General features: G+C 40.4%; 11 protein-coding genes. All 11 read left to right on the top strand.

The annotated features are described in order from the left end of the window. Positions 1-342 precede the first annotated feature (342 nt). Complete coding sequence (locus tag HMPREF1212_RS21855; protein WP_046151080.1) at positions 343-930, top strand: HU family DNA-binding protein; 588 nt, start codon at positions 343-345, stop codon at positions 928-930. An 8-nt stretch (positions 931-938) separates the two neighbouring features. Continuing rightward, positions 939-3752 carry a M16 family metallopeptidase gene (locus tag HMPREF1212_RS21850; protein ID WP_046151079.1) on the top strand — a complete coding sequence of 938 codons (2814 nt, stop codon included), beginning with the start codon at positions 939-941 and terminating at the stop codon, positions 3750-3752. Positions 3753-3903: 151 nt separating this feature from the next. Further along, positions 3904-4194, top strand: coding sequence for a Fic/DOC family N-terminal domain-containing protein (locus HMPREF1212_RS27420; protein WP_052725081.1), 291 nt, complete (start codon positions 3904-3906; stop codon positions 4192-4194). 252 nt (positions 4195-4446) lie between these two features. Next, positions 4447-5079, top strand: a complete 633-nt coding sequence (locus HMPREF1212_RS21840; protein ID WP_046151078.1) for a hypothetical protein — start codon at positions 4447-4449, stop codon at positions 5077-5079. A gap of 178 nt (positions 5080-5257) precedes the next feature. Then, positions 5258-5464, top strand: a complete 207-nt coding sequence (locus HMPREF1212_RS21835; RefSeq protein ID WP_157317102.1) for a hypothetical protein — start codon at positions 5258-5260, stop codon at positions 5462-5464. A gap of 180 nt (positions 5465-5644) precedes the next feature. Then, positions 5645-6826, top strand: coding sequence for a chymotrypsin family serine protease (locus HMPREF1212_RS21830; protein WP_046151076.1), 1182 nt, complete (start codon positions 5645-5647; stop codon positions 6824-6826). A 42-nt stretch (positions 6827-6868) separates the two neighbouring features. Then, the gene (locus HMPREF1212_RS21825; RefSeq protein WP_046151075.1) at positions 6869-7387 is read left to right on the top strand and encodes an immunoglobulin-like domain-containing protein; all 519 of its coding nucleotides are present in this window, start codon (positions 6869-6871) and stop codon (positions 7385-7387) included. Between the two features lie 268 nt (positions 7388-7655). Beyond that, complete coding sequence (locus HMPREF1212_RS21820) at positions 7656-8267, top strand: Crp/Fnr family transcriptional regulator (RefSeq protein ID WP_046151074.1); 612 nt, start codon at positions 7656-7658, stop codon at positions 8265-8267. 47 nt (positions 8268-8314) lie between these two features. After that, positions 8315-9568 (top strand): aminotransferase class I/II-fold pyridoxal phosphate-dependent enzyme, encoded by a 1254-nt coding sequence (locus HMPREF1212_RS21815; RefSeq protein ID WP_046151073.1) that lies wholly within the window; start codon positions 8315-8317, stop codon positions 9566-9568. Between the two features lie 611 nt (positions 9569-10179). Then, a complete protein-coding gene (locus HMPREF1212_RS21810; protein ID WP_052725080.1) occupies positions 10180-11889 on the top strand; it encodes a DUF6377 domain-containing protein in 1710 nt (569 codons plus the stop codon). Between the two features lie 215 nt (positions 11890-12104). Continuing rightward, positions 12105-15284 (top strand): SusC/RagA family TonB-linked outer membrane protein, encoded by a 3180-nt coding sequence (locus tag HMPREF1212_RS21805; RefSeq protein WP_046151072.1) that lies wholly within the window; start codon positions 12105-12107, stop codon positions 15282-15284. The last annotated feature ends 12 nt before the right edge of the window (positions 15285-15296 follow it).

Here is a 15296-nt window from a genome sequence, read left to right as displayed (position 1 = left end):
CTTTCACCTTTTATAGTACTGTTTTTAACTGCTTTATCAAGCAACAGAACACATCTGTCAAACATTCGGTCAAAATAACAAAATGATATTCCAGATCAAAACATCAGAATAATAAATATATCATAATTATCCCTATCCCGGGGACAATTCCTTCTATTGTGTTGTATATTTGTTTCTATCCTTTTTTCTATTGATAATTATCTGCAAGCCTGCTCACAATTATCCGCAAGCTTGTTTATAATTATCGAAAGGCTTGCCGACAATTATCAACAGGCAATTCCGTCAGCAGGAAAATGGATAGACATCACATTCTTTTTATAAACACATTAGTAGAAAACAAAAATGGGAATCAAATTTAAAGTCCACCAGACGCCCCAGCCGAAAGGCCGGAAGGGAGAAAAACACACCCACGCACGGGCTGTATCAAGCGGCACAGTGAAAATGGATTATATGTGCAAAATGATTTGTGCCCGATCGACTATATCTTCTGCTGATGTGAAAGCAGTGCTCGACTCTTTTGTCTGGGCAATCAGCCTCTCTCTAAAAAGCGGACAGCATGTGGAACTGGAAGAACTGGGACATTTTTCGCCATCACTGCGTACGCGGCCATCGGGCGATGGAAAGAATATGACGGTTATAGTGGACGGCGTAAATTTCCGTTGCTCCGAAAAACTAAAAGATGAATTAAAATATACGGAACTTGAACATGTCAAAGCTCCTAAAAAATTAACGTTAGAAGAACGCGAAAAACGAATGTTGGATTTTTTGTCACGAAACAAACGAATTACAACTCTTGATTATGCCAGCCTGAACGACTGTTCGCGTTATCGTGCTACTGCCGATTTGAAATTATTTATAGAGAAAGACATTCTTTCCAGGATAGGGGGCGGTACACATGTTATATATGTATTATCGGATAACAATAAATAAATACACAAATGAGACAACAACGACTCCTCTGTCTTTTCCTGCTGACCTTCTTCAGCCTTTTCCAGCTGGCAGCACAACAGCAGGAACTGCAACCACTGCCTATCGATCCGCAGGTTCGTTATGGTAAGTTACCCAACGGATTAACGTATTATATCCGTCACAACGAACTGCCGAAAGAACGGGCGGACTTCTATATCGCCCAGAATGTAGGTTCCATGCTGGAAGAAGAAAACCAGCGCGGACTGGCTCACTTCCTGGAACACATGGCCTTTAACGGATCGAAAAACTTCCCCGATAAAGGGATGGATGAATTTACCGAAAGTGTAGGTATGCGTGGCGGTGAAAACTTCAATGCTTATACCAGTTTCGATGAAACGGTATATATGATTATGAATGCACCGGTAACCCGTGAAAGCGTAGTCGATTCCTGCCTGCTGATCCTGCACGACTGGTCGAACTTCATTACGCTGGCCGACTCTGCGATCGAGAAGGAACGCGGCGTGATCCGCGAAGAATGGCGTACACGACAGGATGCACAGGCTCGTCTCTGGGAACAACAATTGCCGAAAATGTATCCGGACAGCCGTTATGCCCATCGGATGCCGATCGGAACGATCGATGTGATCAACAACTTCAAACCGGATGAACTACGCGATTATTATCATAAATGGTACCGTCCGGATCTGCAGGCCATCATTATTGTAGGAGATATTAATGTCGACCGGGTAGAAGCCGCCGTAAAGAAAATATTTGCTGATATTCCGGCTCCGGTAAACCCGGCTCCGCGTAAAATGTTCGAAGTAGCGGACAACGATATGCCGCTGATCTCCATTGCAACGGATAAGGAAGCATCAAACACCATCTTATCCATCTTCTACAAACATGAGAAGATGCCGCAGGATATGTACGGAACGATTGCCGGCGTGGTAAAAGATTATATCCAGAGCGTAGCCGCCACAATGATGAACGAACGTTTCAACGAAATGGTACAGAAAGCCAATCCCCCGTTCGTTGCAGCCCAGGCTTCAGACGGCGATTATATGATCTCGAAGACGAAAGGTGCCTGGTCGGTTGCCGCACTGGTGAAGGAAAACGAAGTGGACTCAGCGATGAATGCATTGGTGACAGAGACAGAGCGTGTAAAACGTTTCGGTTTCACACCTTCGGAATACGACCGTGCCCGTATCAATGTGCTGAAACAGTACGAGTCTATTTATAACGACCGCGATAAACAACGCAACAGTGCCTTTACCAATGAGTATGTGCGCCATTTCACAGAAGGCGGATATATCCCGGGGATCGAAACCGAATATGCACTGATCGGGCAGATCGCCCAGGCGGTTCCGGTGGAACAGGTCAACAAATATATTCAGGATATGATCGGCGAAAAGAATATCGTTATCAGCTTGACCGGGCCTGAAAAAGAGAGCATCACCTATCCTACTGACGAGGAATTGCTTCGCGACTTTATGAAAGCGCAACGTATCCCTGTCGAACCCTATAAGGAAACTCTTTCCAACGAACCGCTGATCTCTGAACTGCCTACTCCCGGCAAGATTACGGAGAGTAAAGAAGATCCGCTGTTCGGTGCAACCGTATTGACTTTAAGCAACGGCATCAAAGTGGTATTGAAACATACCGACTTCAAAAAGGATGAAATCGTTATGACGGCAACCAGCCCAGGTGGAAGCACGCTGTTCGGCAATAAGGACATCGATAACTTGAAAATATTCAACGAGGTCATCGATCTGGGCGGCCTGGGAAACTTCTCGTCAACCGACCTGAACAAACTCCTGGCCGGAAAGAAAGTGTCCTGTTCTCCATCACTGGGAATGGATAGTGAAAATATGAACGGTTCTTCCACACCTTCTGACCTGAAAACGTTGTTCGAACTGATCTATCTCTATTTCACCGCTCCAAGAATGGACGAAGAGGCATACGCATCGTTCGAGAACCGTATGATCGCCCAGCTGAAAAACGTGGAACTGAACCCGATGGTGGCTTTCAGCGACTCGCTGACCAAGGCTATTTACAATAACAACCCACGCGCCATGCGTATCGAGCCGGCTGATTTCAAAAACATAAGTTACCCGCGTATCATGGAAATGTATAAAGAGCGTTTCGGTGATGCTTCCGGCTTCGTCTTCACTTTCGTAGGTAATATCGATACCGATAGCATCCGTCCGTTGGTAGAACAATACCTGGCAACCTTACCGGCCAACGGTAAAATTGAAAAAGGAAATGTAAAAGAAGTCCCACCCATCCGTAAAGGCGAATACGTGAACCGTTTCAAACGCCAGATGGAAACCCCGAAAGCTTCTGTCGTAAACTTCTATTCCGGACAGATGGATTACAACCTGGAAAATATCCTTACGGCAACCATGTTGAAGCAGGTGCTTGACCTTGTTTATATGGAAAAGGTACGCGAGGAAGAGGGCGGAACATACGGTGTACAGACTTCCGCACGTATCTCCACTTTCCCCGAGGGACAAACATTCCTGCAGGCTTACTTCGATACTGATCCGGATAAACGGGAACAGATGAACACAATCGTCCGCAACGAACTGAAACGTATCTCCGATATCGGCCCGCGTCCCGAAGATTTCAAAAAGACGCAGGACAATATCCTGAAACGTCATGCAGAAAACCAACAGGAAAACAGTTACTGGCTGAATACACTGGATAATTATTACTACAAAGGCTTCGACGGCGCAACAAAGTATGTCGAAACGCTGAATGGTATTACTCCGGCTAAAATACAGGCTTTTACCAAAAAGCTGCTTGGTCAGGAGAATAGTATCGAGGTTGTGATGGAGCCGTAAGACTAAATAACATCTACGCCAAATTTAAAATAAGAGCATATCTCATACGAGTTCTGTCCTATTTTAAATTTGGCGATTATATTGGAATATTGCTCTGCTTATTTTAATTAAATGTTAAATTCTAAAATTGGTTTATCCCTCCAATATCACCATGAAAAACTTTAAATCAGGCACTTACATAAATCAAGGTTACTACAAAAGTTTTCAGCCGAACTTAATTAATCACCCCTGGGTAATTGAAAACATGGAAATAGTAACATTGTTAAGCAAAGCTGACAGAATGCTTGGCAGACTGGACATGTACTCAGAGCATATACCTAATATCGATCTTTTCATTAGCATGCATATAATGAAAGAGGCAACTCAATCTTCTAAGATAGAAGGTACTCAAACAAATATGGAAGAAGCACTCATGTCTAAAGAAGATCTGCCAACGCTTTAAAAGTAATAACCGAACTGTACAAAAAACCGATTATAGATGCAGCTCAGGTTTCATCTATAACAGGTATAAGTCAGGCACCATCTTACAAACTTATTGAAGAACTGGAAAAACTTGATGTTCTAAAAGAGATTACAGGAGGTAAACGTGGCCGGATCTATATCTTAAAAAAATATGTAGAGATATTCAGGTGATTTAGAAAGATAGTGAAAGAAATCTCACTACATATTATTATCATTCACATATATACAAAGTATGAAACATGTTTTCACTACATTGACTATATTATTATTTCTTTGCAACTGCACAGGTTTTGAAAAGGATAGTTCTATTAACTCAAATCCGGATTTGGCTCAGAAAAAGATTTTGGAGCAAAGAAACAAGTCAAAAGGTGAAGCTTATCCCCTTAAACCTGAATATTGGCCCAAAACAATATCATTGGCAACATATAGAGAAAGAATATTAAAAATAAGAAATTATTACGTAGAAAAAGGAGAATTCCCAGATTTCTATGGTGGAAATTTTACTGATGATGATTATAATCTCATAATCTATATTGTAGGAGATACATTGAAAGGGAAAAAAGAAATGACCAAAATTCTTAATAGTACAGACTTTTCTATCAAATCATGTAATTTTTCGTATAACCACCTGACAAAGGTGGATAGTATATTAACCAAATTTCTTCAAGACAAAAAGAACAGTTCTATTATAGATAGTACCAAGATAGTTAGTCACATGCTTAATCTTGAAGATAATCATATATCTGTAAGAATAAAAGAATGTAATGATACTATTATAAATATCTTTAAGAATAATATTTTAGATGACAAATGCATTGTCTTTATAAAAGATGATCCAAGTGTTGTTCCTATAATAGCACATTAATATTCCATCTTTACTCCCTGCAAAATGAATCTATATTAATGAGGTTTATGGCTTACCATTAGAAAATAGTTTTTTATGCCTTGCTGAGAAACGAAGCTCTGTTTTCTTATACGAGTTCTGTCATATTTCAAATTTGGCGATTTCATTAGAATATCGCTCTGCATATTTTAACATGTTGATGCCACATCCCGAGATATCGGTGCTCCATAACATCGCCCCCGACATAGCACAGGAAACATACCTCAAAGTGCAGGAATACCTGGCCAACAAAGACATCGCCATAATAAGGATGCAATTCCGGTTCCCCAGCAGGGAAAGATCGTGGAAAATGAAACTTCAGAAGGATACAGGTTTGTTTCAAAATGTTTCCGGACAGGAAAAATAGTATAGAGGTGGTGATGGAGCTATAACACATAAAAAACAGATCCATTTAGTAGTAAAGTGGGGAAATTTTATGTTTATTAATATATATTCATTTAGGAAGATGCTAAACTAAGAATCATTCATTGGAATTTAATCTGATTGCATATTTCTTTGCAATATCATAAATTAAACAAATAGTAATATGAAGTACAAATTATTAAATTCCTGGCTATTAATGGCTATTGCCATTTTTACAGCATGTAATGAAGAAGATCTAAAGGATTCTTCAGTAGTTGACGGGGCAATGACTAAATCGAATACCTCTTTTGTAGAAAAAAGTATTGATAATCAAAAAGAAGCAGTAGATTCTTATCGAGAAATGTTGATTTCTTTTGGACAAACAAAAACCAGGTCTGTGGCCTCTGGAGAATACCCCAACTATTATGGTGGTTCTTATATTAACGAGGATGGAAAGCTGGTAATTTTTGTTTTGGGGGATATTCATAAAGGCAAGTCAAAGTTGACTAACATTACATCTAATAATGAAATAATCACAATACCGGCTGATTATTCTTTCAATTTATTAAATGCTGTTATGGATACTATTGATGCCTTTAAGTTAAACGAAGCCAATAAACAGTATTGTACAAACTTTAACTGGTGGGCTATCCAAGATGACCAAAATCGTGTAGTTGTCGCTTTAGAGGACTTTAGTGATGATGCAATAAAAGAATTCAAAAAACATGTATCAAATTCTCCTGCTATAGTATTTAAGAAGTCAACAGGAGATCATGAAGAACATGCTAATGTAAATGTTGATCCAGGTGCTTATGTGTATTCACCAACAGATGAACTTTCAATCGGTTATCGTGCTGCTAATAACTATTATGAAGGTGTTGTTACTGCTGCTCATGGTATAGAACAATATAATGACTTACTAATGAATGGGAAAGTTTTTGCACAATGTACTAAACGAAATCGTGGAGGAGAAGTCGATGCTGCTTGGTGTCCAATAACTGATTCAAACTATCAACCAACGAACTATATTGGAGGGAATAAATCAATGATACTTTCAACGCAAACGGATCAGCCTGGGAAAGGTACGGTTGTTAATATGCATGGTCAGATTACTCAAAGTTATGGTGTGATAACAAATACAAGGGCTTCCGTGACATATAAATCGGGTTATTCTTATACTAATATTACTGATGCAACTTATGATAGTGATAAAGGAGATAGTGGCGCAATTGTTTATTCCTATGTATCAAGTACTGGATATCGATATACATTAGGAATACACCAGGGAGCCAGTACAGATGGTAAAACGGCTCATTTTTGTAAAGCTGATTTGATTAATCAAAAATTAGGTATCTTTAGATATTAACATAAAGGCCCGCTATACAAGCGGGCTTAATAATTTATTGATATGAATATTATATATTATTTATTTTCTATTTGTCTTCTTTGGGGATGTGTTAAACCCAAACCAAATAAAAAAAAAGAGGCGACTATCTCAGAACAAAGCCTTTCAAATAATTATCATGATGAAAATATGAGTACAAATACAAATGAAAGAGGCTTTGAGTTGAGAATGTATTCTAAAGAATATGAATTATCAGTTGAAACGATTCCTATAAAGATTATAAATCATAATTTGGAAATGGAATCAAACAGTGTAGCACTAACTGATGATGATTATTCTATATTTTTTTTAAATAGAGGGAAATGGGAAAAGATAATTCTGAGCTTCGATATAGAGAGCGTTGCACATCGTTTACTTCCCAGAAGCGAAATTGGTGATATAATTAATTTATATCCACAACAACATTGTTACCTTCCCGGAAAATATCGTGTTTACAAAACTATTACGATTCGAAAATCAAATGGTTTAGAAAGAGAAGATATAGAAATATATTCAGAGTTCATTTTAACTCCAAAAGATTGATAATGACAACTTTATGTTAACCATCGATTTTTTTATGGATCATATAGAGAATCAATCACTACATTACATAAGAAAAGTGAATACAATCTGGAATCAATAACATATAGGTAAAAGCCTTCCTATAAAATGAAGATATATTAATAAATACAAGCTATCCCCATAAATTTTTCTTTTTTTGTTTGACGATTCAGACATTATTCTAATTTTGTGCTGAGACATTGAAAAGACAACGCCTCAGACACTGTCTGTTTAACAAAAGAAAAAATATATGGAAACAAATATAGCCTTACTAATCGAACAATCCGTAAACGCACTCGACTCTTTAAACAGAGGTTTACGGCTAACCACGGAAGAACAATCCTTTTTCTGTGAACACTTTAAACGAGAAGAAATAAAGAAAAATGAATTTTCTATCAGAATCGGCGATTTTGAGAATTATCTTTACTTCATAGAAAAGGGGATCCTCCGTTATTGGACTACTACCAGTCATAATGATCCTGATAAGGAAATTACCTTTTGGTTCTCGTTTCCCGGAGAATTTGCGAACTCCTATTTCTCTCTTAAGCAAAAAGAACCCTCTCTCATAAATATTCAAGCTCTAACTAACTGTATAATCTGGAAACTAGAAAAGCAAGACCTAGCCAACTTATATGAAACCTCCTTGAATATAAATAAAATCGCACGAATCGTTCTAGAAGATGCTTTAGTACGAAAGATTAACCGAGAAATACAATTATTGGGACTTTCATGTGAAGAAATATATAAAGAGCTAATGACTAAAAGCAAAGATTTTATTCAACAAATTCCTTTAAAATATATAGCTTCTTATATAGGAGTAGCTCCTCAAACACTAAGCCAGATCCGTAAAAAGATCCATTAAATGTATTATTTCCTTTTATAGTTATAATTCCAAAAACAGTTTACCTTATGCAAAACAAATTCGACAACATGACATTAAAAGACTTTGAGAACCGGGGAGAAGACCTTTTGACCAGAGCCAAACAAATAGATGATTATATTTCATATAGACATCAAATCCAACATTTGCCCTACCGTGTTATCTCATTAACAGGTTCCAATGCACGAATGAAATTGATAGATCCTTACTCCAATAAAGAAAAAGAAGTAATCAGCTACGTATCAAATGATTATCTAGGGATATCACACCATCCGGAAGTAATAAAAGCCGGTATAAAAGCACTAGAACAGTATGGAGCCGGTGCTGGTGCCAGTCCATTAATCGGGGGACATAATTTTTTACATGAGCAATTAGAGCAGGAAATCGCCCGTTTCATGAAAAACGAATACGCTCTATCATACACTTCCGGATATGCAGCCAATTCAAGCACCTTACTCTCATTAATGGGAAAACAGGATATTGCAATAATGGATATGTTCACACATGCCAGTGTTTTTGATGGTTGCTTATGTACCAACACGAAAAGATTTTTACATAATAATGTGGATTCCCTGATTCATGTATTGAAGAATTCAGGAAATTACAAAAATAGGTTTGTTATTATAGACGGTGTATATTCACAAGATGGCGATATCGCTCCGTTAGATAAAATATATACGGTCTGTAAGGAATTTGGTGCTTACTTAATTGTGGATGATGCACATGGAATTGGTGTCTTAGGAAAAACAGGAAGAGGAATTATTGAAGATTATGACCTATTGGATAAGGTAGATATGATAACCGGAACATTCAGCAAGTCTTTTGGATGTGTTGGCGGATATGCAATTGCCAGAAAAGAAATCATAACTTTATTAAGATATTATTCAAGACAAAATATATTCTCCGCTGCTGCCACTCCGCAAACGGCTGCTTCCGCCATTAAAGCGATCCAGCTCGTTGATAAGGAACCGCAATTAAGAAACAACCTACTTGATAACATCAATTACTTTAAGAAAGGACTTGAGCAACTACACCTGGATTTCGGGAATACAGAATCAGCAATATTTCCTGTTATGGTGCGTAGTGAACAAAATGTAAAAGAGGCTGCTCGTGTATTGTTCGATCGAGGTATATATGTAAATCCGATTAGTTATCCGGCTGTCCCTGAGAAGTTATCTAGGCTACGTTTCAGCGTAACAGCCATGCATACAACAGAAGATTTGGATCAAACGTTGGATATTCTCGAATCAATTAAAAATATATACAATCTAACGAAAAAGTAATTTATCGATTCTTTCATAATACCAGTTTTGTTGACAAATTTTAATATTAGCGCTTGATTTTGGATGAGTACATTTAATTCGCTGATTAAATGATATTTAACAGGTGTTTTGATTAGACATCGTTGACGGCTTTATTTTTCTCTTTAAATATAGAAAGAATATTCTTTATAAAGAATTATAAGGGGAGCTGGCAAAACAAAAAATCTTCGTTCTTCGGTAGAAAGTGTCCGGCTTGACACATTTACTTCCCGATAGTAGGACTAAATGATTGAGTTGATATGCACAACTCAATCACAGAAACAATTGTATTTGTGATCAAAAACAACTGTTTTTCAAATCAAATACAATTGTTTTCGCTTATGAAATCAATTATGGTGAAAACCTGCGGATATAAAACAGTATTATTAAATAAGTCAATAAAAATACCCTCATATTCCCACTGGGTTCCATTCGGTTCATTCACCACATATCCACATCATATCTTTGTCATGTATTTAAGAGAACAACACAATAAAAACACATATAATCTAACGAAAAAGTAAATTCTAAAAAGAAGGTAAGATTCATCCTCTTTTTTTATCTTTGACCCGTAAACCTTCAATCAGACAACAATGTATATCAGAATAATACTATTTATTACCGCTTTATCTATCTTTTCAGGGTATGCCACAGGACAAATAATGTCCGACAATATAGAAAGGATGCTGCAAAGTCTTGACTCTCTGGTTGTAGAAAAGGAAACATTTGTAGTTGCCAAAGAGAAACGGATCGAAGAGCTGAGGAAAATGGAGAAAAAGGTTCAGACAGAGGAAGAACAATACTGGATGAACAAACTGTTTTACGAGGAATATATGGTATATGACAGTGACTCTGCCCTGAGCTATATACATAAAAACCTGGATATTGCCCAACGTCTGAATAATCCCCAATGGGTGGCACAATGGAAAATAGAACAATCATTCATATCATCCGCTACCGGCTTTCTGAAAGAGGGACTGGATCTGCTAAACGAGATAAAAGTAGAAAACCTGTCCTCCTATGCCAAGACAGATTATTACGGACAGATGATGTATCTGTATTCACACTACGGACAATACTCGGGAGAGAACTCCAGTCAGACCGCTCTCTACAACATACAGGAAAAATCATACCGCGACTCCGTCTATTTTCATATTCCCGGCGACCATCCTTTATATTTGTGGTACAGAGGATGGCAGTCCAAAGGAACGCCTCAGGCCGCAGAGGTAAGAGATCAGCTGTCCCACGTACTGGCTACTTCCAAATTCAATTCACGTCCGGACGCCATGAATTCTTATATCCTGGCCCAGCTATATAAAGAGGAGAACAAGGAAGAAGAATTTCTCCGTTATCTGATTCTCTCGTCAATGGCCGATATAAGGTCTGCCAACCATGATATTGCATCTTTGGAAGAGTTAGGGAAAATACTCTATGAGAAGGGAGAGATAGACCGGGGATATTCTTACCTGAATTATTGCCTGAGTTGTGCACAACTCTACAAGAATAGGATACGGATGATCGGTATCTCCTCTGCCCTGGATGCCATTCATAAAACCTACGAACAGAGAAATAAGAAACAGGAAGCCGATCTACGCCGTTATCTGCTTATCGTCAGCATGTTGTCGTTAGTCCTGCTTGCGGCCATCTTCTTTATTGCCCTGCAAATGAAGAGGCTGAAAGATTCACGAAAGAAACTCAATGTCGCCAATCAGGCGTTGAATAATCATGTGGACGAACTGGAACTGGCACATGTGCAACTGGCCGAAGCAAACAACCAGCTTCAGTCGTTGAACGGACAGTTGCTGGAAGCCAACAACAAACTGACCGAATCAAATTACGTCAAGGAAGAATATATCGGTTATGTATTCAATATCTGTTCCAGCTATATCAGCAAGCTCGATGAATACAGGAAAAACATAAACCGGAAGATCAAAGCCGGTATGGTGGAAGAGGTAAAAAAGATGACAGATGCCTCTTCACTGGCTTCTAACGAACTGAAAGAGTTCTATGCCAATTTCGATGCTATCTTCCTGCATATCTATCCTGACTTTGTTTCCGATTTCAACGCTTTGCTGCAACCGGATAAGCAAATCATACCTAAGGAAGGGGAATTACTGAATACCGAACTCCGTATCTATGCGCTCGTGCGGCTGGGGATCAGCGACAGTGTAAAGATAGCCGAGTTCCTGCACTGCTCTGCCCAGACTGTCTACAACAACCGGCTGAAAACACGAAGTAAAGCGATCGTCCCCAGAGAGAATTTTGCGGAAATTGTAAAATCTTTAGGAAAAATAGAGCGCTGAAACAGCTCTCAAACCCTCCTTTACCCCATATAATAACTTACTTTTTGCACGTGTGCAAAAAGCTTACACAGCTGTGTAACAATAATATACAAAAACAGCCGACTTACTTCTCCAGTTTACCAGCCTATTGAACCCAATAAGCCACACACTACTTTTGCATGTACAACAAAAGTAAAAACGATTAGTATGTTAACTTTAAAAAATGTATTTATCTTATGAAAAGCATTTTAACAAAAAGAAGGCTTTGTAAAGGAATCATTCCTCTATTATGCCTGTTGTTATTTCCTACATTAGTGTTTGCCCAGAAACTTACAGTTAACGGACAAGTAAAAGACACCCAGGGTGAACCGATCACCGGTGCGAACGTTGCGATAAAAGGCACTACTACCGGTACGATAACGGATCTGGATGGAATGTTCTCAATTCCGGATGTCGAGCAAGGCTCCATCGTGGAAATCTCTTTTATAGGTTATTTGGCCCAGACAGTAAAGGCGGCGAACAATAACCCTTTATCTATTATCCTGAAAGAAGATAACCAGGCATTGGATGAAGTAGTCGTTATCGGTTACGGTGTCCAGAAAAAGAGTGTGGTTACTGCCTCTATCGCCCGGGTTTCGGCCGACGATTTAAGCACGACAGCCCCCGTTCGTGTGGATAATGCGCTGAAAGGTCTGGCATCAGGTGTACAGGTAACGACGACCAATGGTCAGCCGGGTTCAGAAGCCAAGATCCGTATACGTGGTACCGGTACCATCAACAATTCCGACCCCCTTTATATTGTTGACGGTATGGCTATCGACGGCGGTATTGACTATCTGAACCCGAATGACATCGCTTCTATCGAAGTGCTGAAAGATGCTGCTTCGGGAGCTGTTTACGGGGCACGTGCCGCCAACGGCGTTGTTTTGGTGACTACCAAAAGCGGTAAAGAAGGAAAAGTAAGGGTTACTTACGATTTTTCTTTCGGATGGCAACGTCCCTGGAAAGAACGCGAACTCCTCAACGGCACACAGTATGCCACTTTGATGAACGAGGCCAGCAACTATGCCGGTGAAGGGAATATGTATGACAATCCTGCCCAGTACGGCGCAGGTACAAACTGGCAGAAAGAGACTTTCAACTACAACGCTCCGGTGCAGAACCATCAGGTAAGCGTAAGCGGTGCCACGGAAAAAATCAATTACTTCCTGTCTCTGGGTTATTACAACCAGGAAGGTATTGTGGGTGGCGACTACGACCGTTCCAACTACAAACGTATGACCATGCGTTCCAATACGACTTATACCCTGTTTGATGAAAGCAAAAAGCGCAATTGGTTAAACAAAATGGTTATCGGCGTGAATGCCGCTTATTCCCGCATTAAGAATACCGGTATCGAGACTAACTCATTGACCGGTTCCGCATTGGGTAATGCCATGTTCCTCTCCCCACTGGACGGCGTATATGCAGATGATGAAGCAGCTATGTACAAACAATATGCCGAGGAGATCAAGCAATACGGCGATCTGGTAAGAGACAAGAAAAGCGGCCGGTTGGTCACTATCCCCAGCAAAGATTTCAACGAGATCAGCAACCCGCTGGGATATCTTTCCCTGCCGGGAGAAACGAACAACTCAGATAAGTTCGTTGCCAACTTCTATGCAGAAGTAACCCTTTGGGATAACCTGAAGTTCAAGACATCTTACGGTACCGACCTGGCCTTCTGGGGCAAAGACGGATGGAGCAAGGCTTATTACCTGGCAGTAAACAGCCACAACGACAAATCGAAAGTGTGGTCGGAAATGAACCGTGGCTGCACCTGGCAGCTTGAAAATATCCTGACTTACGACAAAACATTCGGTGCCCATTCGTTTGCAGTCGTATTGGGACAGTCGGCAAAGAAATATACCGGTCGTAAGATAGGCGGTAGCGCTTATGATATGATTGCGGAAATGGAAGACAAAGCCAACCTCGATTTCACATCCGGACTGGCATCCGACGGTAAACGCGATGTATACGGCGGTATGTTCGACCCTTCCACCCTGGCTTCGTATTTTGGCCGTATCAGCTACAACTACAACGAACGTTATATGTTACAGATGACTGTACGCCGTGACGGTTCTTCCAACTTCGGCCCGAATAATAAATGGGCAACTTTCCCTTCCGTCTCTTTAGGATGGAATATCACCAACGAATCATTTATGGAAAAACGCCCGGACTGGCTGACCAGTACCAAACTGCGCCTGTCGTGGGGTAAGAACGGTAACGAGAACATCGGAGCCTTCAGATATACTGCCAACGTGGCAACCGGCAACAACTATGTATTCGGTGGCGGAACAAACCAGCAGATCATCATGGGTAGCAAGCCGTCGGGCACGCCCAATGCCGACCTGAAATGGGAAGAATCGGAACAGTACGACGCAGGTCTCGACTTCGGCTTCTTCGACAATGCCTTGACATTGAGCGCAGATTACTTCAAGAAGAAAACGAACGGCATGTTGAAAGAAATGAGCATACCTTCCTATTTGGGTGAATCCAAACCCTGGGGTAACGTGGGTAGCATGGAAAACTCGGGGGTTGAAGTAGACCTGGGGTATAAGTTCGGAGCAGGCGACTGGAGCTTCAAGGTGGGCGGTAATATCAGCTACCTGAAAAACAAACTGATCAACCTGGGTAACTCGGACGGCTTCGAAATGAAGGACAACGTTCACCAGCTGGGAAATGTCAGCCGTGCGGAAAACGGTGAAGTCTACCCGTTCTTCTACGGTTATAAGACAGCCGGTATCTTCCAGAACCAGGCACAGATCGATGCGTATGTAAACAGTAAGGGAGAAAAACTTCAGCCCAATGCAGAACCCGGTGATGTTATCTTCATCGATGTAAATGAAGACGGAAAGATCAGCGATACCGACCGCACAAAAATCGGTAAAGGTACACCGGACTGGACGTATGGTCTTAACTTCCAGGCTGCCTGGAAAGATTTCGACTTCAGCATGTTGATCGCAGGATCTATCGGTAACGATATTTTCGATGCCACCCGCCGTATCGACCTGCGCTACGTGAACCTGTCATCTGAAATGATGGATCGCTGGCACGGCGAAGGGACATCCAACTCCGTTCCCCGTTTCACCTGGGCCAACAACAACGACAACTACCGTGTTTCAGACCTTTACATCAAGAACGGTTCCTATATGCGCCTGAAGAATATCCAGTTGGGTTATACATTGCCTAAGACGCTGACTTCAAAAGCATTCATTTCCAGCCTACGCGTATATGTAGCGGCTGAGAACCTGCTGACACTGACCGGTTACAAAGGTTTCGATCCGGAGATCTCTTACGACGCATCTTCAGGTATCGACCGGGGTATCTACCCGCAAGCCCGTACGTTTACAGTTGGTTTAAACCTTAATTTCTAACATTTAAAAAGA

Origin of the sequence: Parabacteroides sp. HGS0025, assembly GCF_000969845.1 — a bacterium.
Lineage (GTDB): Bacteria > Bacteroidota > Bacteroidia > Bacteroidales > Tannerellaceae > Parabacteroides > Parabacteroides gordonii.
This window is presented reverse-complemented; position numbering and strand designations above follow the sequence as displayed.

Excerpts from the sequence above, each read along its gene's own strand:
- HMPREF1212_RS21855 (WP_046151080.1), top strand. The coding sequence starts at position 343 with ATGGGAATCAAATTTAAAGTCCACCAGACGCCCCAGCCGAAAGGCCGG.
- HMPREF1212_RS21850 (WP_046151079.1), top strand. The coding sequence starts at position 939 with ATGAGACAACAACGACTCCTCTGTCTTTTCCTGCTGACCTTCTTCAGC.
- HMPREF1212_RS27420 (WP_052725081.1), top strand. The coding sequence starts at position 3,904 with ATGAAAAACTTTAAATCAGGCACTTACATAAATCAAGGTTACTACAAA.
- HMPREF1212_RS21840 (WP_046151078.1), top strand. The coding sequence starts at position 4,447 with ATGAAACATGTTTTCACTACATTGACTATATTATTATTTCTTTGCAAC.
- HMPREF1212_RS21835 (WP_157317102.1), top strand. The coding sequence starts at position 5,258 with ATGCCACATCCCGAGATATCGGTGCTCCATAACATCGCCCCCGACATA.
- HMPREF1212_RS21830 (WP_046151076.1), top strand. The coding sequence starts at position 5,645 with ATGAAGTACAAATTATTAAATTCCTGGCTATTAATGGCTATTGCCATT.
- HMPREF1212_RS21825 (WP_046151075.1), top strand. The coding sequence starts at position 6,869 with ATGAATATTATATATTATTTATTTTCTATTTGTCTTCTTTGGGGATGT.
- HMPREF1212_RS21820 (WP_046151074.1), top strand. The coding sequence starts at position 7,656 with ATGGAAACAAATATAGCCTTACTAATCGAACAATCCGTAAACGCACTC.
- HMPREF1212_RS21815 (WP_046151073.1), top strand. The coding sequence starts at position 8,315 with ATGCAAAACAAATTCGACAACATGACATTAAAAGACTTTGAGAACCGG.
- HMPREF1212_RS21810 (WP_052725080.1), top strand. The coding sequence starts at position 10,180 with ATGTATATCAGAATAATACTATTTATTACCGCTTTATCTATCTTTTCA.
- HMPREF1212_RS21805 (WP_046151072.1), top strand. The coding sequence starts at position 12,105 with ATGAAAAGCATTTTAACAAAAAGAAGGCTTTGTAAAGGAATCATTCCT.